The following is a 25,956-nucleotide window of genomic DNA, read 5'->3' on the forward strand; positions in this document are numbered from 1 at the left end:
CGCGCTCGGCGCGCGGAGTCTCTCTTCCGGTCTACCCCCTATCGGCTGTTTCTGCGCGATCCGTCCAATAGAACGAGCAAACGACTTACCCGATCAAAACCGGCTCGTTCTGCACGCAGCTCGTGATTTGCGGCCCGTTCTTGGGATCGACATACACATTGATCTCGTTCCGCACGCCGAAGCTCGGCGTTCCCTTGCCGCAGACGCGCTCCGCCTCTTCTTTCGATAGGTAAAGCCCCGGCTCGATCGTGAAGCCGATGTCCCCGAGCATCTCGCGCGTGTCGCGCGTCTCGAAGTTGTCGAGATTCATCCCCATCCCGTGCACCATCACACCCGGGCTGAGGCTGTGCCCGGTGCGATGCTTGACAAAGGGCAGGAACCCGTCGCGCTCGAAGACCCCGCGCGCCGCTTCATCGAGTTGCCAACCCTGAACCGCCTTTCCCGATTTCCAGGATTCCTGCGCGAGCTTCACCGATGCATCGCGCGCGTTGCGCACCGAATCGAACACCCGCTTCATCCCCGGCGGCACTTCCTTCCCGACAAACCCCGTCCACGTGATGTCGGAGTACACATTCTCTTCGCCGTCGCGCTCGCCCTTCACCCGCGCCCACATGTCGATCAGCACCCAATCACCCTTGTTGATCTTTGTCGGCGTGCGCTCAATCGGTTCGTAGTGCGGGTCCGCGGCATGCCCGTTCACGCTCACGATCGGGCCGTCCGGCCACTCGAGCCCCTTTGTGGTAAACTGCGCGCGTACCCACTCCGCGACCTCGAGTTCAAAAACTTCCTTGCCGGCGCGGAGTCGCTCGGCGATGAACGCGAACGCACCGGGCATGATTTCGCCGGTGTGCTTGCTCACTGTGTCGTGCTTCTTCTTTGCCTCCGCGCCCCACCGCGCGATGGAGACCTGCACGAGGTTGGCGCTGGACACCACCTCGAGCCCCATATTGCGCACCACGTCGAGCACACCGCTGGGTACGACGTCCATCACAGGCAGCGCATCGCCCGGCGAATAGTCCATCGCGACGCGCCCGAGCATCCCGACTTCGCGCGCGAGCGTCGCGTGCAGATCCTTCCATCCCGAGTAGACCACCCGCTTCAGCGCCTTGGTGCTTTCCCCGGTCGCGAACGCGCCCTCATCGAGGCTCTGCGTGATCAGCTTCGGCTCGCCCTGCGCCGGCACGATCGCGAAGGATCGCCGCGTTACGTGGCGCTTGCCGGGAAAGAGCCGCAGGAAAATCGGATTGGTGTTGCGGAAATCGTGGAGCAGCCAGGCGTCGATCCGGCGCTCCCCCATGAATTCCTGTAGCGATCGAAGTTCCATCACGCGCTCCTGCGTCCGAGAACCAATGCAATAGATTTGTGGGAAGAAGGGTCTTGCGTTTACCGTGTGTGTGCAGACAGAATAGGGGTTCCGGCCTTCGAAGCCGAAGGAGAGAGCCTGATGAAGTTCAGCATCGCTTTTGGAATTGTCTGCACGAGCGCGGGTATCGCATCGGCGCAAACCATCAACCCCGACTTCGGCGGGTGCTACTCGATCCGCCAACTCGGAAGTGTTCCGGGCGTGCCCGTGCCGTACGGCGGTGTGACTTTTAAGTATGACGATCCCGACATGATGCTCATCGGAGGCGCGGCGAATCAGGACGGCGGCGCCATCTATTCGATCAGGGTGACGCGCGACGCGGAAGGGGTTATCGACGGATTCGACGGGACGGCCGAGTTGTTCGCGACGGCGCCGAACATCGATGGCGGGCTGACCTTCGGACCCGGGAACGTGCTCTTTTTCACGCGATTCAGCCAGCATGCGATCGGGCAGATCAAGCCGTTGTCAACCGGGCCCGACAAGGAAGTGTCGCTCGCCCCCTTCTTCGCGGGCTCGACGGGCAGCGTGCAGTTTGTTCCCGCCGGTTTTCCAGGCGAGGGCAGAATGAAAGCATCTTCGTACAACGCATCGCTCTGGGCGGACCTCGCGTTCTCGGCGGACGGATCGGGAACGTACAACATCACCGGCGCGCCAACAACCATCGGGATCGGCGGCGGACCCGAAGGGTTGGTGTTTGTCCAGCCGGGCAATCCCGGATTCACCAAGCACAGCGTACTGGTGAGCGAATACAACACGGGCAAGATCGCGTGCTACGACCTCGACGCCTCTGGCGATCCGATACTTGCGACCCGGCGCGAATTGATCTCGGGGCTCACGGGCGCCGAGGGCGGCACGCGCGATCCGCGCAACGGTCACTTTCTCTTCAATACATTCAACGGCGGCGATCGGGTGATTCTGGTGACCGGTTTCAACCTCGCGTGTCGCCCGAACATCAACGGCGACTGCTACGTGGACGACGCCGATTTCGTGCTCTTTGCGGTGATGTACAACATCCTGGACTGCGGCGATCCGTCGATGCCTGCGGGCTGTCCGGCGGACTTCAATGACGACGGACTTGTCGATGACTCTGATTTCGTGATCTTTGTGGATGCGTACAACCGGCTGATCTGCCAGTAACAAGCGCCTGAGTGTGACGAACTTTGCGGTGCGAGGCGCGTATGATTTGTCGTCGCGTCACCCCCGCGGCACCCAGAACAACTCGCAACCGGCCAGGGGGGCTTGGCCTGCAGGAAATCGCCAAAGGGCCAAAGACCCAAATTGCCAAAGGTGGCTCTGCCCGTCTTTGGCGCTTTGGAACTTTGGCGCTTTGGACTCTTTGGAGCCCACAATGGCCAAGAACACCAAATCCACCTGGACCAAAAAGCAACTCCTCTCCCGCCCCATCGAGCACATCGATATCACCGCGTTTGATGCGCGGGTGATCATCGACAGCTACCGCGACATGGCGTATTCGAGCCGAACGCTGGCGAATGCCGCGGACATCTACTCGATGATGCTGAAGGACAAGGAGTGCGCGGTCATCCTGACCCTCGCCGGTTCGCTTGTGTCGGCAGGACTCAAGAAGGCCATTATCACGCTCCTCGAGAACAACATGGTCGATGCCATCGTCTCGACCGGCGCGAACATCGTCGATCAGGACTTCTTCGAGGGCCTGGGATTCAAGCACTACATCGCCCCCGGCTCGCCCGAAGCGCCGCCCGTCGATGACATGACCCTCCGCAACTGGATGATCGACCGCATCTACGACACCTACATCAACGAGGACGATCTCCGCGACTGCGACGACGCGACCTACGAGATCTTCAACCAGTTCGCCCCCGGGGCGTACAGCAGCCGCGAGTTCATCGAGGCGATGGGCAAGTACCTCGTCGAGAATCACCCGAAGAACGAATCGCTCGTCAAGACCGCCTACCAGAAGCGCGTCCCGATCTTTTGCCCCGCCTTCAGCGACTGCTCCGCGGGTTTCGGCATCGTGCTGCAGCAGACCGAAGCCATCGAGCAGGGCCGCGGCCAGGTCGCCTTCGACAGCGGCAAGGACTTCCGCGAACTGACTGACATCAAACTGGCCTGCAAGGACACCGGCCTCCTCATGCTCGGCGGCGGCGTCCCCAAGAACTTCGCCCAGGACATCGTGGTTGCCGCTGAACTGCTCAACGAGCGCAAGGGCGGCAAGGCCCGAGGCGACATCGGCATGCACAAGTACGCCATCCAGATGACCGTCGCCGACAGCCGCGACGGCGCTCTCTCCGGCTCGACCCTCCGCGAAGCCTGCTCCTGGGGCAAGGTCGATGTCGTCCACGAGCAGATGGTCTTCGGCGAGTTGTCGGCGCTCTTCCCGATCCTCGCGAGCGATGCGTATCACCGCGGCGAGTGGAAGAAGCGCAAGGCGTTCAAGTTCGCCGATCTCTACGAGAAGCAGGCCGCGGAAAGGCTGCTCACCGAGATCAAGACAAGCCGCGTGAAGAAGACGGTGGGAAAGCTCGGCATGAAGCAGACCGCCGGCCGCTAACCCCCACTCCTCCGAAACCCTCTCCCGGAGAGAGCGCGCAGGGGGTGGATTCACTCGCCATCCGATTTCGCACAAGCCCCGCTCGACGCGGGGCCTTTTGTCGTTTCGCTCGTTCAGGCCTTCGGCCTGAAATGAAACGGGTGGCGCTATCGACCGGTGGTGCGGCTACGCCGCAACCACCGGCCATTGCCGATCAGGGCTTCGCCCTGCCGTCGGGAAGTCAGCTCATCTTCTTAATCGGAAACGAATTGCAACCGCCCGCCGACTCAAGGAGCGGACGGGCGATCGATGCACTCGCGAAGCAGGCCTCCAGGCCCTGAGTGCGTCTGTGTGATCATGTTTCGGCGCTCCGAACAAATGTTCGTTGTACCGAGCGATCTTGCGAGAAGAACGCGAGCGACCGGTTTTTGTCGGGTGGTCGGCGGGTCACCGGTGGATCACCGGCGCCGGCGCGCCGCGATCATGCCTCCCATTCCGAGCAGGGCGCACGCGCCGGGCGCGGGCACGGCGTCGGTGATCACGCGGATCTGTGCTACTTCGCCGACGGCGGAGAGTGCCGCGAGATTGAACGTGATGGTGTTGGCGTTGATCGAGAAGAACGAGGGGATCGTCGTGTTGATGCCACGGAACGGATAGGTGGTCGGATACACGGTGCCGAACGAGCCGCAGGTGGCGTCGGAGTTGTCGAGCGTCAGCGGCTTGACGATGACGCCGACGATGTTGGTCGCGAAGGTGACGGTTCCCTGCGCGCTGATCACGCCGGGAATGCCCTCGAAGTGGATGAAGTGGCTGTCGAACGTGCCGCCGAGCAACCCGGGGATCATGAACGCGCTGGTGCCTGGGTTGTTGGTCATGTCCACCGCCAGCGTGGCGAGCGTGATGTTCTGCTGTTCATCCCAGGCGTAGGCGTTGAAGCCGGTGAGCGCCAGCGGCACGCACGAAGCCGGGGGCGAGCCCAGCCAGGTGGTCTGCCCTGTCACACCGGTGATCGCGGCGTTGGCGGCGCCGCACAGACCAATCATCGCACACAATGCCGCGGTCAAGTTCTTCATGATCGATGCTCCTAGATTTTGATTGCTGACTCTTGTTTGCTCTCAAAGGTTGATGCTCTTTGGCTCTTGGTCATCGACGCCGGCGTGCCGCGCCCAGCCCGCCGAGGCCGAGGAGCGCCATCGCGCCCGGCGCCGGAACGACGTGCTCGGTCAGGACGCGCAGTTCGATTAGGTCGGAGGTCGGCACGGGCGCCGCGAAGTGGAAGTGCAGAACGTTGTTGTTGATCGTGAAGATCGATGACGCGTTGAGGCCGCGGAACGGATTGCCGGTCGGATAGACGGTGCCGGGCGAGCCGAGCGGAACATCGGTGATATCGAGCAGCAGTTGCTTGAAGATCACGCCGCGGATCTTGCCGGCGAAGGTGACCTGCCCGTTCACGATCTGCGTGGCGGTGTTGGGCTCAAAGTGGATGAAGTGGCTGTCGACCACGCCGCTGACGAGACCGGCGACGGCGCCGGGGCTTGCGCCCGGGTTGTTGACCATGTTGCAAGCGACGTTGGCGACGAGCAGGCCTTGCTTTTCATTCCACGCGAACGCCGTGGGTCCGGTCAGGGCACCGGGCATGCAAGAAGCCGGCGGGAGCGGTAGCCAGGTGGTGGCGCCGGAGACTCCGGTGATTGCAGCGTTTGCCGCGGAAGCAAGACCTGTGAACAGCCCCAACACTGTGATGGACATTGCAAGTTTCATGGGAATCCCCCTGCATGCCGGATTCAGCATCCGGATGCTTGAAAAGTGGTTCGAATGCGATGACCCGCTGAGCGGGCGAATTTGGAATTACCTGCGGCGGCGCGCGACGCACAGGCCTCCGAGACCGAGCAGCGCCAGCGGGCCCGGCGCGGGGACGGGGTGCGTGAGCACGCGAATCTGAACGACTTCCGGCACCGGCGAGATCGACCACAGATTGAACTTGAGCGTGTTGCCGCTGATCGAGAATGAGGACTGGGTGTTGAGGCCGCGGAAGGGGTAGGTGGTGGGATAGGCGGTTCCGAGCGCGCCGAAGCCGGCGTCGGTGCTGTCGAGCGTCGTGTTCACGAAGACGACGCCGATGATCTGGCCGCTGAAAGTGACCGAGCCGATGAACGGGCCGACACCGGTGTAGTCCTCGAGATGCAGGAAGTGGCTGTCGAAGTTGCCGCCGATGACGCCGGAGATCGCGCCGCCGCTGGAACCCGGGTTGTTGACCATGTCGACAAAGACGCCGCCGGTGAAGACGTTCTGCTGTTCATCCCAGGTGTAGACGGTGGGCCCGGTGAGCGCGCCGGGTACGCAGCTTGGGGGCGCGACGCCGAGCCAGGTGGCGGAGCCGGTGACACCGGTGATTGCTGCTTGAGATGCGGTCGCGGACAAAATCACACCCAACGCCGAAACGATTGTTCCGTGCTTCATATCGATTCTCCGGTCTCGTCGTATTTCGTTTCGCTCAGTGCAAACGACTGAGTCGTCGACATGTCTTGCGCGCCGAGAGGGAAATCTTGCAGGGTTTCAGGCGATTTGCTGGCAATTCTGGGGAGGGCTTGGCTCGCTGATTACCCTTGGAACATGGACCGCGCCCGCTTTTCCGCGCTTGCGCATGCTTCGCACGCGTACTGCAACCCGGTTTCCGGCGTCTCGATGGAGGCTGCGCTGGAGCACATCGAAGCGGCGCACCGCGCGCCGGCCGCGGCACCGCTCGCGTCGGCACTGGACATCGCGTGCGGCAAGGGCGAGTTGCTCGTGCGTCTGGCGGAGCGATTTGCAGCGCCGTTCCGGGCGCTCGGGATTGACAACTCGGCCTTCATGATGGAAGAGGCACGGGCGCGTGCCGCGGCGAGAGGAGTTGGCGAACGGATCAGTTTTCGGCTGACCGATGCGGAGCATGTCGTGCCGCTGTTGCCGGGCGGCAGCTTTGATTTTGTGAGCTGCATCGGGTCGTCGCACGCGCTGCTCGACAAACATCGGGCGATGGGGCAGATGGCGCGGCTGGTGACGCCGCGCGGGCATGTTCTGCTTGGCGAGGGTTACTGGAGAAAGAAGCCGGAAGCGGAGTATCTGAAGGCGCTTGGCACGACAGAAGATGAGATGGATTCGCACGAGGCGAATCAGCGGCTTGGAGAAACGCACGGCCTTCGGCTGGTGTGGTCCGTCGCTGCGAGCGAAGCAGAATGGGACGTATACGAAAACGCGTACTCCGAGAACATCGAGCGGTTTGCGCGCGAGAATCCTGAAGACAAGGATGTTCCGGCGATGCTGGAGCGTTCGCGAGCTTGGCATGCGTTGTATCGGAAGCATGGACGCGCGACGATGGGCTTCGGGGTGTACTTGTTCCGGCGCGAGTGAACGAGGTGTCCCCACAGCGTTCACGGGCGGCGCCCGATTCGGCCGAACTCACAATCGACTTCTATCGGTTGATCGAGTGCGGCATTCAGGGCTTGGAGTCGATCAGTTTTTGCAAGTCCCAGATCCGGAGCTCGGCCCCTTTGGTGGGCGGCAGGCCGAGCAGCCAACCGAGCCACGATGGCGGCACGTCCCGATCGCCGATTGCCGCGGCGAATCGTCCGTCGTCCGTCGCCGCCAGCGTCATCCCCGTGTTCGAAATCGCGAGCGATCCCACAACATCGCGCCCGCCTCCTATCGCCCGCACCTCCGCCCGCCCGGGACCGGCGTAGCCGATCCGCGGACCCCACGGTTCTGGTCGCTCCCGCCGCTTCGTCGCCGGCGCGTCCACCTTCTGCCCCGACTCCATGTCGAACACGACCGTGGACCCAGCGACAAAGTCATTCACCAGGCACCGCGATCCATCCGCACTGAAATCAACCGAGAACGATCCGTTCGCCGTTGTCTCCGTCCACTCCGTCAGCATCCGACCGGCCATCCAACGCAGCACGATTTCCTCCCCGCGCCCCGATGTGTTCGTCCGACTCGTCACATGCACCCATATCACCCGATCGGGCAGCTCCATCAGCTCGAAGTGCCCGTTCGTGTGCGTGCCCGGCCCACCAAACGCCGGAAACTCTTCCACCGTTCCGACAACCTCCATCCGCCCGCTCCGCGGCTCGAATTTCACCAACTCGTTCATCACCTTCCCCGAAGGTTCGACAAAGTTTCGGTTGATGAACGCGGAGTTCCCGTCCCGACCAAACTGAAGCACGTAAGCGGAAACTGCCTCTTGATCGCTCTCGGCAATCGAATAGCTCTTCCGATCACCGCTCCGCGTGTCGATCACCAGCAGTTCGTCCTCCAGATTCATCGCAATCACCACGAACTCGCCGCTGGGCGTCACAAACTCCAGGCCGCCTCCTCCCCACTTGTCGATGATCCCTAGCGAGTCTGCCTTGCCCGTCTCCGGATCCACTTTGAGCAATCGAAGCGACTGCGAGAAAAGAGCGCCAGCGCGCCGTTCAAGCGCCCAGGATCCGAACGCTTTCTCCATTCCCATCACCGGCCACGTGGTTCCTCCCCACGGCGACGCGATAAAGAACTTCAGCGTCGCCACCAGTACCAGCGCGCACACGAACATCACCACCGGCGCTACCAGTGCCGGAATCAGCAGCCGCACCCAGCGTGCCCTTCCCCGCACCGGCCCGCGCTTGTGCCGCACACCGCACTCAGGACACTTCGACTCCGCATCCGCCCACACGGCACGCTTCTTCTCGTTCAACTTCAACTGGGGGCGCGCCAACTGATGGTTACAGCCGCGGCAGTACATCTGCCCCGCCACCCGCGGACGCACCCACACTCTTCGTATCCACCAAACAGTCAGCGCCAGCGTCATCAGTAAGACCGCGGCGCCAAAACTGGGGAGGTGCCACAAGAACCACTTGCCCCACGTCGCGTTCCACACCGGCTCCAGCACGTACAACATCGGAGGCGATCCGCTGAACGCGAGTCCCGGTTCCATGACCCGTCCGTCGGGCGAACCCTCCAGCGGAAGCACAAAAGTCGGGGATAGAACGGGCGTCACGTCCGCAGCCTATCGCAACCACCCCCGCCCCCGGCTACCCTTGTCTCCCTTCTTGAAAGGAATACTGCAATGCGCTCTTTGACTGCCGCTCTTTCGCTCGTGCTTGCCGCCGGGATGTGCTACGCCGGCGACCCCGCTCAGAAACAAGGTCCGCAACACGCTCAGCAGGCCACGCCGGCCCAGGGCGGCTCGCCGCAGCCCGAGGGCGATGTGCTGCCTCCCCCGCCCCCGAAGGTTCCCGTTCCGGATGGCCCGGTGGTCAATCGGCAGGAACTGGCGGATGGACTGATCATCGAGGACCTCAAGATCGGCGACGGTTATGAGGTGAAGCCGGGAGGCGCGGTCGTGGCGTACTACCACGGCACGCTGAAGAACGGCGGCACGGAGTTCGATTCGGCGTTCCGGCGGGGCGAGCCCGTCGCGTTCCCGCTGAACGGCGTGATCAAGGGCTGGCAGGAAGGCGTGCCCGGCATGAAGGTCGGCGGCGTTCGTCGCCTGATCATCCCGGCGGCGCTCGGCTATGGCGAGCGCGGCGCGGGCGCGAGCATCCCGCCGAATTCGGACCTCGTCTTCGTCATTCAGCTGGTCGACGCGCTGCAGGTGGTTGATGAGAAGGAGGGCACGGGCGAAGAGGCGAGCGGTCAGTTCGTCGCGGTGACGACGCACACGATTACCGATGCCGATGGAAAAGTCATCGAGACAGTGACGGCTACGGACCCGTACGTCTGGATTCCGAACGAATTTCAGCCGATCCAGTACGGCGTCGAGGGGATGAAAGTAGGCGGCAAGCGGAAGATCGTCGTGCCGGCGCAGATGAACAAGGTGAACCCGCAGTCGGGGAGCACGCGCGCGGGCGACGTTCCGTGCACGATCGAACTGAATCTGATCGGAGTCCGCAATCTCGGCCCGAAGAAGCCGAAGGCGGATGCGTCGTCGGAAGGAAAGTAAGTTCTCGGAGCAATTCAACATTGAGAAGGGCGAGCCCAACGGCTCGCCCTTTTTTCGTGCTTGGAGCGTTTTCAACTCACGCCACGCGCGGAGACTCTTGGTACCAGCGTTGATGTCGGCTGCAAGGGTGCCCTCGCTGCGCTTCGGGCTCTTCCGGCACGCCGTTGATCGCTTGAAATGTCTCTTTGCCAACGCGCTGCTTGAAATGAGACTGCTCTAGGTTCTGTCTGACGGATCGAAAACAGCGTTGATCGTCAGGAGTGAACCATGCGGAAACGCTGAAAATGAGCATGTCGCGCCGAACATGCGCCGTACAGGTGATCCGTCAGACAGAACCTAGTCGACACGGGCTTCGCGCTCGCCGCGGGCAAGGGCATCGAATACGACGCGGTGCCACGCCCCTACTTCCTTCATCAGTTCACTCCCCGATTCCACCCACACAACTTCAAACCCTGCTTCGAGCGCGCGAACCGTCCCCTCCTCCGGACCCGTCGCACCTTGCGCTATCCGATAAAACCACGCCTCGCCCCGAGGCGTCCGCAACGTAAACACCCGCTCCAGTTCGCTCGCCTCAAACCCCAGTTCTTCCTTCAGTTCGCGCCGCAGGCACGACTCCGCATTCTCGCGATCTTCGCGTCCGCCTCCAAAGCATGTCAACATCCCCGGCGCATCCGCCTCATCCCGAGGTCGGCGCTCAAACACGTACCTGCCGCGCGAATCTATCAGGATCGCGCAGCAGTATCGGGGTTCGTTGGGCATTCCGGTACCATAACCCACCTGCAATCGCTTCACATGCTCAAACGCCGCCGCACCATCATCACCCTTGCAATCTGCCTTCTCTGCGGAGCGGTGACCAACATCGCAGTCGCGTGGTGGCTGTCACTTCGGCCGGCTCAGGTCTACAAGGTGGGTGACTCAGCACCCGCGAACATCCGGCCTTCGGGCCAACCAATCTATGTTGAACATTTCGATGCCGAATTCCGCTATCGCACCGGCTTTTACGTCGTCACGATCAGTTCCAAAACGAAGTTCAGCCATGAAATCGCCGAACGGATCGCTTCCGATATGAGCCCAACCAACTCAAGACGCATGGTGCCGTGGCCAATGGGCGCTGGCGACATCATGATGCCTCCCAGAATCTGGCCTGCATGGATGCCGCTTCCGCCTGACGACGATTCGAGTTTCACCACCTGGGAAGGTCGCGCCAGCGGCTGGCCCCTTCTCAGCCTCTCATCCCTGCTGTACGTGCCTGCGGGCGAGTTACTGCCGCGCTCGATGTGGCAACTGAAAGTCCTTCCGCCTCTCCCTGCCGCGTTGAACGATCCCAACGGTCGCACAATTTCGTTCCGCCCCATCCCGCTCGGCTTCGCCGCCAACTCTCTTCTCTTCGCACTCCCCTTTGCCCTCGTCCCGCTCTCCTTCGCACTCATCCGACGCATGAAGCGCCACCGCACCGGCCACTGCAAATCCTGCGGCTACTCCCTCGCCGGCCTTCCACCAAACACATCCTGCCCCGAATGCAACGCTCCCACCTAGCAGGCTGTTGAACAACGGCCGATTGCCGGCGATTTGAGCACTTCCCCGGCGGCATCGTTCCTGCTGGCTGGTTTCCCGCACCGCTCACGCCGCCAGCAGCTTCCGCATCCGCACCAGGTTGTACGCCGCGGCGGCGAGCTCGAAGCACTGCCCGATCTTCTCGCGTCCCACGTGCCTGGCCCGTCTCATCCCCGCCACCGTCTTGACCCATCCGAAGAACTCCTCCACCAGTTTTCTTCGTCGCTGGCTCTTCTTGAACGCGGCGCTCCGTCGTTCGCCGCGGACGAACCATCTCGCCCAGGTTCCCTCGTCCGCACGCGTGCTCGCCCAGTCGATCTTCCCCTCCTTGATCGCCACGTGCGGCCGGATCCAGCGCTCCTCGAGCGCCAGCAGGAACGCCCCCGCGTCGTACCCCTTGTCCGCACCCAGCGTGGATGGACGCACCCCGTGCCGGCACTCGACATGATCGAGCATCGCCAGCGCGCCGGCACGCTCGGCCGTGCCGTTGGCTTCATCCACCCGCACGCTCATCACCAGCCCGTGCCGGTTCTCGGTGAGCGCATGGCCCGAGTGACAGAGGAACGCTCCCACCCCATTCCCCTTCTTGTAGAGCTTCGCCTCCGGGTCGGTCGTGCTGGCGTGCGTCGCGTTGGTCCGCCGCTCGCCCTTGAAGTCCCCCGATGGGTTGCGTCCCGATGGTCCATCGTCGTCTTTGTCCGACGCCTCGCGTTCGATCCTCTTCAGGCTCTTGAGCGAGGCGTGGCTCTGGATGAGCGAGCCGTCCACCGTGAAGTGCTCGTCGCTGGTCAATCCCGCATCGATCGCCTGCTTCACCACATGCTCGAAGAACTTCCTCGTGATGCCGTGCTCGGCCAGCCGGTCGCGGTTGTGCGTGAAGACCGAGTGGTCGAACACTTCGTCCGATGGCTGCAAATCCAGGAACCAGCGGAAGAGGAGGTCGGTCTTCAGACGCCTGCACAGCTCGCGTTCGGACCGGATGGTGTAGAGACACTGCAGCAGGAGCGCCTTGAGCAGCGTCTCGGGCGGGATGCCCGGCCGCCCGAGGCTGCTGTACGCCGCGGCAAACGTGCGGGTCATCTCCGCGAGCGCCGCGTCCACCATCCGCTTGATCGGCCGCAGCGGATGGCCAGTCTCGATCAAATCTTCGACGTTGAACGTGTGGTAGATCGCCGCCTGCCGACCGGGTGTGCCCTTCATGCCCTCATCTTCGCACGCCGGAAACTTCCGGTTGCGCGGGCTTTGCGGGATTCTTCAACAGCCTGCTAGTGCCTCGTGCCTCTTCAGCACTCGCTGATGCTCACCGCCACCGCCAACCCGCCCTCTGCCGTTTCTTTGTATTTGTGATGCATGTCTTTGGCGGTTTGCCACATCGTGGCGATGACCTGATCGAGCGTGACCTTTGCCTGCGCCGGGTCGCTTTCGAGCGCGACGTTCGCGGCGGTGATCGCCTTGATCGCGCCCATGGTGTTGCGCTCGATGCAGGGAATCTGCACGAGTCCGCCGATGGGGTCGCAGGTCATGCCGAGGTGGTGTTCCATCGCGATCTCTGCCGCCATGAGAACCTGACCTGGAGAACCGCCGAGCACCTGCGTGAGGCCTGCCGCGGCCATCGCGCTGCTCACGCCGATCTCCGCCTGACAGCCGCCCATGGCGGCGCTGATAGTCGCTCCCTTCTTAAAGAGACTCCCCACTTCGCCCGCGGCGAGCATGAAGTCGATTGTCGCGTCGTCGCTCATGCTCTTGAAGCACCGGGCGTACATCATCACGGCGGGGATGACGCCGGCGGCGCCGTTGGTCGGAGCTGTAACGACACGCCCGAAGCAGGCGTTTTCTTCGTTGACCGCGAGCGCGAACGCGCTGACCCATTTCAGAATGGCTTCGAAATCGCGGGCGCTGACGGTCACAGCGTCGGTCCACTCGTCGAGATCGTGCGGAAGATCGCGGGCGGTGTCGCTCTTCAACAGTTTGCGGCTCATGCGCGCGGCGCGGCGAACCACGTTCAAGCCGCCCGGGAGCACGCCTTCGGTGTTGCAGCCGCGCCAGATGCACGCCTGCATCTCGCGCCAGATTTTGAGGAGCCCTTCGCGGATCTCCGCGCCGGTGCGCCAGGTGAGTTCATTGCGACCGACGATCTGGGGAATGCTCGCGTCCTGGGCGCGGCAGTATCCGAGCAATTGCGATGCGTGCTCGATCGGGAAGGGGAGTTTGCGCGCGTGGCTGCCGCTCGGGGCTTCGCCTTCCTGCACGACGAATCCGCCGCCGACGGAGTAGTACGTCTCGGAGATGACGGATGCATCGTCAAGCGTCGCCGTGAAAGTGATTCCGTTTGGGTGGAACGGCAGTGCCGTGCCCATGTGAAAAAGCAGATCGCGCGAGAAATCAAAGTCGATCGGATGACGGCCGCTTAGTTGAAGAAGCCCCCGTTGCTTGATCTCTTCGACGCGGAGGGTCAGCCCCTCGACTTTGCAGGTTTCGGGGTCTTCGCCGCTGAGCGCGAGGATGACGGCGAGATCGGTCCCGTGTCCGTGTCCGGTCTTGGCGAGCGAGCCATAAAGATCGATCCGTACTCGGCGAACGCGAGCGAGCGTCGCCTTGGATGCGACCGCGTCGAGGAAACGCTGTGCCGCCCGCCACGGCCCCATCGTGTGGCTGCTTGAGGGCCCGACCCCCACCTTGAAGATGTCAAAGACCGAGATCGACTCCATGGCTTTCTGATTGTTCGTACGTATCGCGCCCGGCAACGGATCTTGCATCTGCGGCATACGCCACAGCGTATGCCGATACCAGTGTCATGCTCTCAAAGCGCGGTGCGGAACTGGTGTTTTTGGCATTGCTCTCGCTGATCGTGGCCGCCTGCTCGGCGGTCGTGCTTTCGATCGCCTGGTTTGGACTTGATTCCCATCTCCCAGCCCGGACATTCAAGGCGACCGCCTTGGGTTGGCTCGTCGGATTCCCCGTAGCGCTCTTGGCGGTCGGCTCGATCCGCTGGCTTACGGCACGCCTCGCCCGCTGATTCTCCGCACGACTGCCGACTTCTGCCGCCACAATCGGGTACGGCCGGCATCCACGCTTGCATGAGCAGATCTATCGCGCTCGCAATCGCCGTCATGGCGCTGGCCGTTCTCGCGCCGGGATGCGCAACCAATTCGGCACGCTCGCCGGACCTCAAGGCGATCTACGAGGAATCGGCGCAGAAGATCGGAAGCGAGCGCAACCCGGTGGTTGTCATTCCCGGAATCCTCGGCTCCAACCTCGTGGAGAAGGGCTCGGGCAAAGTCGTCTGGGGGGCATTCACCTACGGCGCGACCGACACGGACTATCCCGAGGGCGCTCGTCTTTTTTGCCTTCCGATGCGTTCGGGTGCGTCGCTCAGTGAACTCACAGACGATGTCGAGCCCGACGGCGTGCTCGAATCGCTCGAGGCCAACGTGGGCTTGCTCAAAGTAAACGCGCTCGAACCGTACAAAGGGATCATCCGTTCGCTGGCGGCGGGAAAGTATGTGGATCGCGATATCGCGCGAGCGTCTCGGGCGAAGACAGAGGCCGAGGGGCCGATCGACTACGCCGGGCTGCACTACACCTGCTTTCAGTTCGACTACGACTGGCGGCGTGACATCTCGGAGAGCGCGGCGCGGCTGGACCGCCTCGTGCGCGATGCCGCGGGGCTCGCGACCGATGCACGCGCCGACGGCAGGCCCGCGAAGGTGGATGTCGTCGCGCACTCGATGGGTGGGCTCGTCGCTCTCTATTACCTGAGGTACGGGACTCAGGCGTTGCCGGAAGACGGATCGCTTCCTCAGCCCAGCTGGGAGGGCGCCAAGTTCATCGATCAATTGATCATTGTCGGAACGCCGAGCGCGGGTTCCGTGCTCGCGCTGAAGCAGATGGTCGAAGGTGTCTCGTACTCGCCGATCACGCCCACCTATCAGCCGGCGTTCTTGGGCACGATGCCTTCGATCTATGAGCTCTTGCCGCGGACGAGACACGCGCGGGTGATCGATTCGCAAACGCGGAAGGCGATCGATCTCTACGACGTTGAAACGTGGAAGAAATACAACTGGGGGCTTGCGGATGCGAGGCAGGATCGGTACGTCGCTTGGCTGCTGCCGGATGTCGGGGACGCGGAGCAACGCCGCGCGATCGCGCTCGACCAGTTGTCGAAGTGCCTGAAGCGCGCGAAGCAACTGCATGCGGCGCTCGATCGACCGATAGGCGAATCCCCGGTTCCGATTCACCTGATCGCCGGCGACACCATCCCCACCCCGAGCGTGATCACAGTTGACCACCGGAGCGGCCAACTCACGGTTTCTGAACAGGCCCCCGGCGACGGAACGGTGACACGCGCCAGCGCGTTGATGGATGAACGCACGGGCGGCGGATGGAAAGCGCGCCTCGATTCGCCGATCGCATGGTCGAGTGTCCGCTTTCTGCAAGGCGACCACATCGAGCTCACGAGCAACGCCCCGTTTACGGACGACCTTCTCTATCTTCTACTCGAAGCTCCGCGCCGACACTCGGCTACGGTCGCGCTTCGAGCACCAGATTGAATGGAGTCTGCGTTGCACGCCGGAAACGGGTGAACCCGCCCTCCGAAACCACGGCGCGAAGACGAGCCTCGCCCGCCTGCGCCCCGAGCGCCGGACCGTTCTGTGAGAGGGAGTGGGCGACGCAGATCATGGTGGATGCCGCGGAATAGACGCGCCCGACGGGATTGAGATTCTCTTCGACCTTGTCGTTCGCGAATGGTTCGACGATCATCCAGAATCCGTCGGGCTTGAGCGTTTTCCGGATGTTGCGAGCTGCGCCCACCGGGTCGCCCATGTCGTGCAGGCAATCGAAGCAGCACGCCAGATCGAATCCGCCTTCCTGCGGCTTGACTGTTGTCGCGGAATCGATCGCGAAGCTGCAGCGATCGGAGACGCCCGCCGATTTCGCGGCGCGATTCGCGAACTCGACGGACGGTCCGTGCGTGTCGAAGCCGATGAATCTGGATTTTGGATAAGCCTGGGCCATGAGGATCGTCGAAGATCCGTGCCCGCAGCCGATGTCGGCCACGACGGCGCCGGACTTCAGGCGACTCTCCGCGCCATCCATCGAGGGAATCCAGTTGCCGACCAGATTGCCGCGGTAGTTTGCGGCGAAGAAGCGGTCGGTTCCGTGGAAGAGATCGTGATGGTGCGATCCCCAGTCGACTCCCTTTCCCGAACGGAATGCCTCCATCAGCTTGTCTTCGTCTTTGACCATCGAATTGGAAACCAGAAAGCCGCCGACCATGTTCGCCGGACTCGAATCATCCGCCAACGCGAACGCTTGCTCTTCCGTGAGAACAAAGCGGCCTTCGGCGGGCCGGTACTCGCAGTATCCGCCCGCGGCCTGATTCAAGAGCCACTCGCGCACGTAGCGCTCGTTTGTGTTGGTATCGCGCGCGAGATCAGCAGGCGTCACGCCTTTCTCGCCCGCCTTCGCCATCGCTTTGTACAGACCGAGACGATCGCCGATGGTCACGAGCACAGAGCTCATTGCCCCGCCAAAGTCTCCAACGATTTTTCCGAGCAGGCTGTTGAGCTTGTCCTGATTGATCGCCATGGCCAGACTCCTTTGTTGCGCCAAGCGTCCCATACTCCTTTGCGGGCGGCAAGCGCCGTTCCGCGATATTCGGCTGCATCGGCGGCTACGCTGATGCGATGCGAGAGTGCGAACTTCTTGCGAAAATCGCCGAGCGCTCAGGATCGCTGGCCCGCAAGTTTCCCCAGGTCACCACCGGCCCGGGCGACGACTGCGCCGTTGTGCGAATCGCGAACACCGACTGCCTGCTGACGGTCGACCAGGTCATTGAGGGTCGCCACTTTCGGAAAGGGACGCCGCTCGATCTTGTGGCGCGCAAGGCGATCGCCCGCTCTCTTTCAGATATTGCCGCGATGGCGGGAACACCGGTTTGCGCGCTGGCAACTGGCGCTCTGCCGCGCGGATTTCCGCAGCCGGACGCGGACGCGCTGTTCGAGTCGATGAAGGGATGGGCGGAGCACTGGCAGTGCCCGCTGGTGGGAGGCGACATCGCATCTCTTCCGTGCGCGACCGACCCGCTCACGATCACGGTCACAATCGTCGGTTCGCCGCATCCATCGCGTGGAGCGGTGCTCCGTTCTGGTGCTCAACCTGGAGACGGCATTTACGTCACAGGCACGCTCGGCGGCACGCTCGACGCGGCGACCGGGCTCGGAAAGCATCTGACGTTCGAGCCCCGCCTGCAAGAGGCCCGAGCGCTCGCCGAAGCTCTCGGTCCACGCCTGCACGCGATGATGGATATCTCCGACGGGCTGGGACGCGACGCGACACGAATGGCGAGCGCTTCGAGCGCCCGATTCGAGATTCGTTCTGATCTCATCCCCGGCGAGAGTTCGGACTGGCGTCGCGCCGCTTCTGATGGCGAGGACTACGAGCTCTTGTTCGCTGCCGCTGGCGCGGTTGACTCGCTGCTGCCCGGCGGGCTGAGGATCTCGCGCATCGGGAGCGTCGGGAACGGACGCGGGTGCGGCATTCTCGACGGCACGGCCACAATTGACGCCCACGAACTGGGCTGGGAGCATCGATAAAGCGTTCCAATGATTCCGCTGTGACGCAGATTGTCCGAACCAGCACTAGCGCCGATTACACCGCTTCGATCGGTGCAGGAGTAGCTGCTTTGCTGCGCGGCGGCGACATCGTGCTGCTCGAAGGCGACCTCGGCGCTGGCAAAACGGCATTTGTTCGGGGGTTCGCGCAAGCACTTGGAGTTGGGCCGGGGCTCGTGAGCAGCCCGACCTTTGTGGTCATCAATGAGTACCCGCTGGGGCGCGGAGTTCGGGGCATTCTCCGGCTTGTTCACGTCGATGCGTATCGGCTGCATTCATCCGACGATCTCGACGCCGCGGGATGGGACCGATCGGTGGACCCGGCCGGAAGCGCTCGACCCGATCGCGTGATTATCGTGGAATGGCCGGCACGGATCTCCGGGGCGTTTGGTGCATCGCCGGACTCGCTCCGGATTCGGCTTGCCAATCTCGGCGATTCGACGCGGCGGCTCGATATCTCCCTGCCTCAATCATTCACGAAAAGACCGCTTGCCACGGAATTCATCGAGCGCGAACCGACCCGGTGTCCGATTTCGGGCGCCTGGGTTGAACCGACGCGTACTACATACCCGTTTGCCGGAGAACGAGAGAAACTCGCCGATTTGAACCGATGGTTTTCGGGCGCCTACCGAATCGGCCGCCAAGCAACCGACGCCGACTATGACGCGGCGCCCCGGGAAGGCATTCCATCCCCCGATCCGGACCGCGCGAGCCACGACGAAAAAGAGAACTAATGCCGCCCTCCGGGGTCTCTACGATAAAGGCATGATGCAAAGTCTCACTCTCTGCGGCGCTTCCGTGCTTGCCGCTTCGGACCAGGGGGGCCTCTGGGGTCTGTTCGTTCAGTCATTCGACTTCTTCACTGTGCTGCTGCTTTTGGGATCTCTGATCGCGGTGGCGATTATCGTCCGCTGCCTGATCGATGTGCGGGAGCGCAAGATCCTGCCCGAGGCGAGCATCGGACGCATCAACGACCTGATGAGAGCTGGTCGCGAGGAAGATCTCCGGGCGTTCGTCAAGCACGACGAGAGCTTTCCTTCGCGGGTGCTGCGTCAGGTCATCGAGCCCGGACGCAAGCGTGACCGGCTCGGCATGCGTGAGACCGCTGAGATCGCCGCGAGCGAAGAGGTTGCGCGCTGGTTCCGCGCGATCGAACCGTTGAACGTCGTCGGCAATCTCGGGCCGTTGATCGGTCTGGCCGGGACAGTTTGGGGCATGATCCTGGCCTTCACTTCGCTCGGCGCCACGGGTGGCCAGGCGGGCCCGGCCGATCTTTCCATGGGCATCAGCAAGGCGCTCTTCCACACGCTGCTGGGCCTGACGCTCGCGATTCCCTGCCTGTTTGTGTTCGGTTTCTACCGCTCGATCGTGGACCGGATCTGCACGCGGGGCATGCTTGTTTCTTCCCAGCTGATCGAGTCCCTGCCCGCTGATGACGACGACGACGGCACCTTCCCGCCGCGCGTCGAAGCCAAACCGGTTTCACGCATGGCCACGGCGGTGTAACCGAATCTCATTCGAAACAAATCATGCGTTTGCGAACGTTCAGAAAATCCGAAGGCGCGGGGCACGTCAACGTCACACCGCTGATCGACGTGGTGATGTGCCTGATCATTTTTTACCTGATGGTCGGCCATCTCGCCGCGGGGCGGTCCAGCAGCGTGAATCTGCCGACCTCGACCACGGGGCGCCCGCCGGACAAAGCCACACCGATCGTGATCAACGTCGCGGTCGACGAGAAGACGAACGAGACGGTTCTGCTCATCGGCACCGAACGGGTGCTCGAGTCGCAACTCACCAAGATTCTCAAGGACATGTCCGAGATCGCGCCCGAATCCGAGGTGCAGATCCGTGCGGACCGATCGCTGAACTACGGCAAGGTTGCGCCGATTCTGACCGCGTGCCGCGATGCGGGGTTGGTCTCGGTGAAGCTCGTCGCGGCCAAAGGCGGGAGGAGCACCTCGTGAGCGGACTTCGCGCACACGCTTTTCGCCGGCGCAACGCACTGGCGATGCACGACGAGCATTACGCACCGAACATGACGCCCATGGTGGACGTGGTGATGGTGATCCTCGTGTTCTTTATGGCGAGCGCGAGCGTGCTGGGACCGGAGTGGCTGCTGAAGACCGCGCTCCCGCCGTCGAAACCTTCGATCGTGAAAGTGCCGGAGCACCTGACGCGCGTCGAGCTGCTGCTGACTTCCAAGGACGGCAAGGACGTCCGTGTCACGACGCGCTCGGCTTCGAGCATTCCGACCCTTGTGGATGCACCGATCGATTCGCTGGATGCCTGGCTGACCGATATGACCGCGAATCGATCTCCCAAGGAGCTCGCGATCGTGGTACGCCCGCGTGAAAACGTTCCGTACGAAGCCGTCGTCACGATGCACGAGCGCTGCGCGAGAATCGGTGTCGAGAAGATCGGGATTCTCGATCCACCAGCAAATAGCGGGCGGCCGGCAACCCTGTTTCAATTCGGCGCGGCGAAGACCTGGAGCCGGTGGGCTTTCAGTGTCAGACCACGTTCGGCGCACAGCTTCTCACAGAGGCCCCGCAATTCGGAAATCTCGATCTGGACCGCATCACCGTTGTCGGTACGGATGAGCAGGTCGCTGCCACTCGTTCCGAACACAACCTGATATCGCCCGGCATCATCGTCATCGAAGAGCACCCTCTGGATGATGCCCGAATCCTGCATCAGTTTCAGCGTGCGATAGACCGTCGCCTTCGAAACACGGAACCCCTCGGCTTTCAGGCCCTTGATCAGTTCATCCGCGTGGAACAAGCCCGGCTGGCGCATGACCGAATCAAGAATCTGTGCGCGCTCGAGCGTGTACTTCAGCCCGGCCCCTTTTAGCGTTCGTCGAAAGACCGCGCAGACCGGTTCAATGACGGCGAGTTCGTCGAGTTCTGCGGGGGAACCGGACAACGATTTGGACCCGGGCATAGATTATCCTAAGCCAGAACGAATGGCTCACGCGCTCCCGACACACCCTGGACCATCAACCGAGCGTTTGGTGTGGCCCCTGCTCGCCGCCTTGCTGGTTGTTCTGGTCGGCGCCATCGCGTCGATCGGCGGCCCGTTGAGCGGCCTACAGGGTCCGGCTGCCGCGGCGTACTGGCTGCTGGCTTCCGCCGGGCCCGCGGCGCTGTACATCGCTTCTGGAATTGGGCTCGGGCGACTCGTTCTTCCCCTGTTCCGAAAAGCCAGAGAAGCATGGGCGATTCAAGCAGTCGCCGGGTTGTCGCTTCAATTGTCAATCGGACATGGAATCAATTGCGTCGGGGCATGGCTGCCGGGGTACTTGTGGAATCTGGTTTCGCTCGCACCCGGAGCTTTGGGCCTCGTGCTGCTGATCGCTTCCCTGCGCCGACCGCCGCGAGAGGCGTCCGGAGGAAGCAGGATCGGACTTTGGATGATCGCGCCGGGTGCGTTCGTTCTGGCACTCGCCGTGATGCTGGTGGCGGCGATGGAAGCACCGGGGATTCTGTGGTCAAGCGAGTTTGGCGGATTCGATGTTCTGAGCTACCACCTCCAATTGCCGCGCGAGTGGCTGGAACTAGGCCGGCTCACGCCGCTGAATCACAATGTCTATTCGTATCTTCCGTCGTACTTTGAGAGCGCCTTTCTCACATTGCAACTCTGGACGTTCGCGCCGCGATCAACCGTGAACGGCGTCAGCGGCATTCTTGCGAATGACGGTTGGCGTGCGATCTCTTGTCAGTTGCTGCACGTTGGATTCGGAGTGGTTGCCGCATGGATGGTCGCCGCCGCGACGCGCGAAACGCTCGCTCGGACGAAAGAAGGAGGCGAGGGGGCGCCGCACGGAGCCGGTTGGGTTGGTGCCGCGGCGTTCCTGTGCGTTCCGTGGATTGTCGTCGTTGGTTCGATGGCGTACAACGAACTTGCCATGTGCTCTCTCATCGCCGGCGCGATGGTCGCGGCGCTGGATCGCGGCATCGGAGCAACGAGCCGAGCTGTTCTCACTGGCTGGCTGATCGGCGTAGCGTGCGGACTGAAACCGACCGCGCTTGTTCTGGCAGCGCCGATGGCGGGGCTTGCGCTCATCTGGTTTTCGCCGGCACGAGGCTGGATCCGGCTGGTGGCGTACGCAGCCGGCGCGGGATTCATCGCCCTCGCGCCATGGTTGCTCCGCAACTGGTTCGCAAGCGGAAATCCAATTTTCCCGTACGCCCACGGGCTCTTCGGCGACGCGCATTGGACAGCCGAGCAGTATGCGCGATTCGCGCATGCGCACCAATTCGAAGGCTCTTGGTCGGATCGTCTGAAGATGCTGATTTTCATCGACCCGAACGATCCGGCCGGAGCGCGGCATCGGGGGTTGATGCATCCGCAGTGGAGCGCTTTTTTTCCGATCGTCGGCGCCGCGGCCGTGATCGGGCTTGTCGCCCGAAGCACTCGACAGTGCACCGGGCTGCTGGTTGCTTCGCTCGCCGTACAGATCCTGGCGTGGCTCACGTTGACACACCTGCAGTCGCGATTTCTGATACCCCTTGCGATCCCGGGAGCGATGCTCATAGGGCTGGCGGCCAGCGGAGCCTGGCTCCGCGCCGCTTCGCGACGGCGCGATCGGTACGCTCTACTTGCAATAACCGCCACGTCGGTCTGCACCGGATTCATGGCGATGCGCTCGCTCGACGCGTTCTGGTCCGAGCAGGGTGGGAACCCGAATCAAGCGCTCGGGTTCGGGCCGCAATTCTTTGCTCAAACGAGTTTGCGGGAGGGCGACACCGCCCGGGTTGCACCGGGAGAAACGCTGTATCTGCTCGGAGATTCGACGCCGTTCTACGTTCCGGGTCCGCTGGTGTATCACACGACTTGGGATGCTTCGCCGCTGGGTGACGCCGTCCGCACCACGAAAGAGAGTGAGAACGCGCCCTTTGAGTGGTCTGGCAAATTGCTTGACCGGGGAATCGACGCGGTTCTGATCAACTTCTCGGAGCTGGGGCGGCTCATCGAAATCAAGTGGTACGACCCGGCGATTTCACGCGACGTTCTGACGCGTTGGTTCCCGGCGACAGTCCCAGCGGGCAAACCAAAGTCTTCGGGGCAGGACTTGCCGCCGGTTGTGCGTCCGATCCGAGCGCCGGAGTCGCGGAAATGAACAGCACGGAGACACCAAAGCGGATGTCCGCCGGAAGAATCGCGCTGCAAGTGATCGGCTTTGCGATCGGAGTGGCTCTGCTCGCCTGGTGCGTCAGGCAAGCGTTTAGCCCGGGTAACCAGGAGCAGCTGGCGGCGTTGAGGCATGCCCCTCCGCACCACATCGCGATTCTTTGCGCCGCCAACGCGATGGTGCTTTTTTGTTCCGGCCTGAGTTTCTATGTTTCACTCCACCCCATCAAGAAACTGAACTTCTGGGATTTGCAGGCGACCAACGTCATCGCCACGTTCTTGAGTTATGTCCCTTTCAAGGCCGGGATGCTCTTTCGGATTCTGGTACACAACCGGCGAGATCGAGTCCCGTTGGCCCTGATCGGAGCTTGGTTCGGAGCGGTCTCGATCGTGATGGCAATCACCATTTTGCCGCTCTTCCTGGCTTCACTGGCCGTGCGCGAAATCAACGGGAAATGGATCGCGATCGCGTTTTTCACCGGCGCGGCCGGCTACTCGATCGTCTGCCTGCTCGCGTGGTATTTTCACGGAACCCGCGGCATGGCGATCCTTCGGGCGATCGCCGAGCGGTTTGGAAACCGGGCAAGGACAATCGTGCGCACCAGGTTCGTCCGCACCGCTCACGGCGGGCTCGACATCCTCGCGTCGCCGGGTCGCGTCCTTGCGCTGGTCGCCGTGCGGCTGGTCGATATGGCAAGCCAGGCGGGACGCTTCTACATCGCGGGACAAATTGTCGGGACACCGATCCCGTTCGAATCATGCGTCCTGTTGGCATCGATGCACTTTGTCGTTGGCGTCATGAGCCCTGCCGGCACGGTCGGCACTCGGGAGGCAGCAGTTGTCGGTGCCGCGGCAATGCTCGGGCTGGAGAACCCGCCGGCCATGGCCGGCGTCGCGCTGCTTGTTCTCGCCAGTGAAGCCGTCGTGAATGCGACGCTATCCGCGTTCGCTCTCATTCGACTCGGCATTCACCGCATGTTTGTGCCGCGGGGACTGACCGGCCACACCCCGGCGGGTGCGTCCTCACGGAATCCAGAGACCGAGTTCGAAACTTGAATGAGTGCTCGATGCGATCGCGCACAACTACGATTGATGAATGCGACTGGCTCTTGCACAAACGAATCCGACGGTCGGCGATATCGCGGGCAACGCCGCGGCAATCGCCAAGTCGATCGAGCACGCCAAAGACCAGGGCGCCGACTGCGTCGTGTTTCCTGAACTCGCCCTGTGCGGCTACCCGCCAAGGGATCTGCTGCTTCAAGGAGGATTTCTCCGCGCATGCGTCGATGCCGCAAAGGAGTTGGGAAAGAAGCACTCGAGCGGCATCACGGTGATCTTCGGCTCTCCACTGCCGGTGAGCGGCAACGTGGATTCGCCTGATGGGATCGCCAATTCGCTGCTGGCGTACCGCGGCGGCCAAATGCTGGGTTATTACGACAAACGACTTCTGCCGACATACGACATCTTCGATGAGGACCGCTACTTCACCCCGGGGAATCGCGCCTTGGTGGTCGAGGTCGGTGGTGTCACAATTGGCTTGACGATCTGCGAGGACTTGTGGAAGGGCGAAGACGCCGGATTCGCTTCGCATTATTCCGACGCGCCCGATCCCGTCGCTCAAGTCGTTCAGGCCGGCGCACAAGTGATTGTCTCCGCTTCGGCAAGCCCGTTCGTGCTCGGGAAGAGCCCGCGACATCGCACGATTCTCAAGAAGCACGCCATGAACCATGGCGTGTATGTGGCGAGCGTGAACCAGGTGGGCGGAAACGACGAACTGGTTTTCGACGGACATGCCGCGGCATTCGCTCCGAATGGCGATCTGATCGCCGCCGGCCCCGGCTTCGAAGAGGCGATGACGATCGTCGAGCTGCCGACAAAATCGGGCTCCGTGACGGATCCTGTCACGACAAAGAGCGACGAAGAGCAGTTGTTCCGTGCGCTGGTCCTGGGTGTGCGTGACTACTGCCGCAAGACCGGATTCAAAAGCGCGCTCCTCGGGCTCTCGGGCGGCATCGACAGCGCGGTGACGGCGGCGCTCGCGTGCGCGGCACTCGGATCTTCCAGCGTATTGGGCGTCGCGCTTCCCGGCCCATACTCGAGCGAGCACAGTAAGTCGGATGCATACGACGTCGCGCAGCGGCTCGGCATGAAGTGCATCACGGTGCCGATCTCGCCGGTGTTCGACGGCGCGGTAAGCACGATTGATCCGGCCCTGGTTTCTCTCGAGGCGCCGAAACTCGGAGAACGTTTGCCGGACCTTGCAGAGGAGAACCTGCAATCGCGCCTCCGCGGCACAATCCTGATGGCTCTCTCGAATCGCACCGGCGCGATCGTGCTGACAACCGGGAACAAGAGCGAGCTTGCGGTTGGATACTGCACTCTCTATGGCGACATGAACGGCGGACTCGCCGTGCTGTGTGATCTGACAAAGAACTGGGTCTATCGCCTCGCAAAGTGGATGAACGCACACGCACGCGAGTGCGGCTTTGCGGCGCCCCCGATTCCCGCTGCGAGCATCGAGAAGGCACCGAGCGCGGAACTCCGCCCGAATCAGACAGACCAGGACTCGCTGCCCGCCTACGACGTGCTCGATGAGATACTCCACCGCTATGTCGAGCGCAAGCAGAGCGCCGGCGACATCATTCGCGACTGCTCCGGACGTGAAGGGTTCGACGAGGCAACAGTTCGTCGAGTGATCCGCCTGACGGATCTGTCAGAGTACAAACGCAAGCAAGCCGCGATCGGGCTGAAGGTGACCGGCGTGGCGTTCGGGTCGGGGCGAAGAATGCCGATCGCGCAAGGCTGGAAGAGCCCGTGA

Annotated in this window: 25 protein-coding genes; 14 read left to right on the forward strand and 11 right to left on the reverse strand. The window is 62.7% G+C overall.

Annotation, left to right across the window (positions count from 1 at the left end; all coding sequences use genetic code 11):
• Window positions 1–85: 85 nt before the first annotated feature.
• Window positions 86–1,324 (reverse strand): aminopeptidase P family protein, encoded by a 1,239-nt coding sequence (locus KF691_15295; GenBank protein ID MBX3390813.1) that lies wholly within the window; start codon window positions 1,322–1,324, stop codon window positions 86–88.
• A 120-nt stretch (window positions 1,325–1,444) separates the two neighbouring features.
• Here KF691_15295 and KF691_15300 point away from each other — a divergent pair, with 120 nt between their 5' ends.
• Together KF691_15300 and KF691_15305 are read left to right on the forward strand one after the other, a co-directional pair.
• Complete coding sequence (locus tag KF691_15300) at window positions 1,445–2,500, forward strand: hypothetical protein (GenBank protein ID MBX3390814.1); 1,056 nt, start codon at window positions 1,445–1,447, stop codon at window positions 2,498–2,500.
• 211 nt (window positions 2,501–2,711) lie between these two features.
• Complete coding sequence (locus KF691_15305) at window positions 2,712–3,893, forward strand: deoxyhypusine synthase (GenBank protein ID MBX3390815.1); 1,182 nt, start codon at window positions 2,712–2,714, stop codon at window positions 3,891–3,893.
• Window positions 3,894–4,330: 437 nt separating this feature from the next.
• Here the strand turns inward: KF691_15305 and KF691_15310 are convergent, their stop codons facing one another.
• The 3 genes from KF691_15310 to KF691_15320 all read right to left on the reverse strand — a co-directional run bounded on the left by KF691_15310 (window position 4,331) and on the right by KF691_15320 (window position 6,332).
• Window positions 4,331–4,945 (reverse strand): hypothetical protein, encoded by a 615-nt coding sequence (locus tag KF691_15310; protein MBX3390816.1) that lies wholly within the window; start codon window positions 4,943–4,945, stop codon window positions 4,331–4,333.
• 70 nt (window positions 4,946–5,015) lie between these two features.
• Window positions 5,016–5,621, reverse strand: coding sequence for a PEP-CTERM sorting domain-containing protein (locus KF691_15315; protein MBX3390817.1), 606 nt, complete (start codon window positions 5,619–5,621; stop codon window positions 5,016–5,018).
• Between the two features lie 99 nt (window positions 5,622–5,720).
• Complete coding sequence (locus KF691_15320) at window positions 5,721–6,332, reverse strand: hypothetical protein (protein ID MBX3390818.1); 612 nt, start codon at window positions 6,330–6,332, stop codon at window positions 5,721–5,723.
• Between the two features lie 153 nt (window positions 6,333–6,485).
• On the opposite strand from KF691_15320, the gene KF691_15325 reads away from it, so the two are divergent.
• Complete coding sequence (locus KF691_15325) at window positions 6,486–7,262, forward strand: class I SAM-dependent methyltransferase (GenBank protein ID MBX3390819.1); 777 nt, start codon at window positions 6,486–6,488, stop codon at window positions 7,260–7,262.
• An 85-nt stretch (window positions 7,263–7,347) separates the two neighbouring features.
• On the opposite strand, the gene KF691_15330 is transcribed toward KF691_15325, so the two are convergent.
• Complete coding sequence (locus tag KF691_15330) at window positions 7,348–8,886, reverse strand: hypothetical protein (protein MBX3390820.1); 1,539 nt, start codon at window positions 8,884–8,886, stop codon at window positions 7,348–7,350.
• A gap of 69 nt (window positions 8,887–8,955) precedes the next feature.
• Between KF691_15330 and KF691_15335 the strand changes: the two genes are divergently transcribed.
• Window positions 8,956–9,834, forward strand: coding sequence for an FKBP-type peptidyl-prolyl cis-trans isomerase (locus KF691_15335; GenBank protein ID MBX3390821.1), 879 nt, complete (start codon window positions 8,956–8,958; stop codon window positions 9,832–9,834).
• Between the two features lie 336 nt (window positions 9,835–10,170).
• Here KF691_15335 and KF691_15340 read toward each other — a convergent pair whose 3' ends face one another.
• Window positions 10,171–10,593, reverse strand: a complete 423-nt coding sequence (locus tag KF691_15340) for an NUDIX domain-containing protein (protein MBX3390822.1) — start codon at window positions 10,591–10,593, stop codon at window positions 10,171–10,173.
• Between the two features lie 33 nt (window positions 10,594–10,626).
• On the opposite strand from KF691_15340, the gene KF691_15345 reads away from it, so the two are divergent.
• Window positions 10,627–11,370, forward strand: coding sequence for a hypothetical protein (locus tag KF691_15345; GenBank protein MBX3390823.1), 744 nt, complete (start codon window positions 10,627–10,629; stop codon window positions 11,368–11,370).
• Window positions 11,371–11,454: 84 nt separating this feature from the next.
• Here the strand turns inward: KF691_15345 and KF691_15350 are convergent, their stop codons facing one another.
• A complete protein-coding gene (locus tag KF691_15350) occupies window positions 11,455–12,588 on the reverse strand; it encodes an IS5 family transposase (protein MBX3390824.1) in 1,134 nt (377 codons plus the stop codon).
• Window positions 12,589–12,671: 83 nt separating this feature from the next.
• Complete coding sequence (locus tag KF691_15355) at window positions 12,672–14,153, reverse strand: L-serine ammonia-lyase (protein ID MBX3390825.1); 1,482 nt, start codon at window positions 14,151–14,153, stop codon at window positions 12,672–12,674.
• 29 nt (window positions 14,154–14,182) lie between these two features.
• Here KF691_15355 and KF691_15360 point away from each other — a divergent pair, with 29 nt between their 5' ends.
• Window positions 14,183–14,404: a hypothetical protein gene (locus KF691_15360; GenBank protein ID MBX3390826.1), complete on the forward strand. Its 222-nt coding sequence runs from the start codon at window positions 14,183–14,185 to the stop codon at window positions 14,402–14,404.
• 61 nt (window positions 14,405–14,465) lie between these two features.
• Window positions 14,466–15,938 carry a hypothetical protein gene (locus KF691_15365; protein MBX3390827.1) on the forward strand — a complete coding sequence of 491 codons (1,473 nt, stop codon included), beginning with the start codon at window positions 14,466–14,468 and terminating at the stop codon, window positions 15,936–15,938.
• On the opposite strand, the gene KF691_15370 is transcribed toward KF691_15365, so the two are convergent.
• Entirely contained in the window at window positions 15,910–16,977 is a 1,068-nt protein-coding gene (locus KF691_15370) for a methyltransferase domain-containing protein (GenBank protein ID MBX3390828.1), read from the reverse strand. The two genes, KF691_15365 and KF691_15370, sit on opposite strands and share 29 nt — an antisense overlap.
• 98 nt (window positions 16,978–17,075) lie before the next feature.
• Here KF691_15370 and thiL point away from each other — a divergent pair, with 98 nt between their 5' ends.
• The 4 genes from thiL to KF691_15390 are packed head-to-tail and all read left to right on the forward strand — an operon-like array spanning window position 17,076 to window position 19,969.
• The gene (gene thiL, locus KF691_15375) at window positions 17,076–17,984 is read left to right on the forward strand and encodes a thiamine-phosphate kinase (GenBank protein MBX3390829.1); all 909 of its coding nucleotides are present in this window, start codon (window positions 17,076–17,078) and stop codon (window positions 17,982–17,984) included.
• Window positions 17,985–18,004: 20 nt separating this feature from the next.
• Window positions 18,005–18,736 carry a tRNA (adenosine(37)-N6)-threonylcarbamoyltransferase complex ATPase subunit type 1 TsaE gene (tsaE, locus tag KF691_15380; GenBank protein ID MBX3390830.1) on the forward strand — a complete coding sequence of 244 codons (732 nt, stop codon included), beginning with the start codon at window positions 18,005–18,007 and terminating at the stop codon, window positions 18,734–18,736.
• Between the two features lie 31 nt (window positions 18,737–18,767).
• Entirely contained in the window at window positions 18,768–19,508 is a 741-nt protein-coding gene (locus KF691_15385) for a MotA/TolQ/ExbB proton channel family protein (protein MBX3390831.1), read from the forward strand.
• A 23-nt stretch (window positions 19,509–19,531) separates the two neighbouring features.
• Window positions 19,532–19,969 (forward strand): biopolymer transporter ExbD, encoded by a 438-nt coding sequence (locus KF691_15390; protein ID MBX3390832.1) that lies wholly within the window; start codon window positions 19,532–19,534, stop codon window positions 19,967–19,969.
• A 58-nt stretch (window positions 19,970–20,027) separates the two neighbouring features.
• Here the strand turns inward: KF691_15390 and KF691_15395 are convergent, their stop codons facing one another.
• On the reverse strand, window positions 20,028–20,384 hold the full coding sequence (locus KF691_15395; protein MBX3390833.1) for a hypothetical protein: 357 nt from the start codon (window positions 20,382–20,384) through the stop codon (window positions 20,028–20,030).
• A gap of 87 nt (window positions 20,385–20,471) precedes the next feature.
• On the reverse strand, window positions 20,472–20,948 hold the full coding sequence (locus tag KF691_15400) for a transcriptional repressor (protein ID MBX3390834.1): 477 nt from the start codon (window positions 20,946–20,948) through the stop codon (window positions 20,472–20,474).
• 22 nt (window positions 20,949–20,970) lie between these two features.
• Between KF691_15400 and KF691_15405 the strand changes: the two genes are divergently transcribed.
• The 3 genes from KF691_15405 to KF691_15415 are packed head-to-tail and all read left to right on the forward strand — an operon-like array spanning window position 20,971 to window position 25,956.
• The gene (locus tag KF691_15405; GenBank protein MBX3390835.1) at window positions 20,971–23,127 is read left to right on the forward strand and encodes a hypothetical protein; all 2,157 of its coding nucleotides are present in this window, start codon (window positions 20,971–20,973) and stop codon (window positions 23,125–23,127) included.
• Window positions 23,124–24,194, forward strand: coding sequence for a flippase-like domain-containing protein (locus KF691_15410; protein ID MBX3390836.1), 1,071 nt, complete (start codon window positions 23,124–23,126; stop codon window positions 24,192–24,194). The genes KF691_15405 and KF691_15410 overlap by 4 nt, the downstream gene beginning before the upstream one ends.
• Window positions 24,195–24,234: 40 nt before the next feature.
• Window positions 24,235–25,956, forward strand: a complete 1,722-nt coding sequence (locus KF691_15415; protein MBX3390837.1) for an NAD+ synthase — start codon at window positions 24,235–24,237, stop codon at window positions 25,954–25,956.

The organism is Phycisphaeraceae bacterium, from assembly GCA_019636555.1.
Taxonomy (GTDB): Bacteria; Planctomycetota; Phycisphaerae; order Phycisphaerales; family UBA1924; genus JAFEBO01.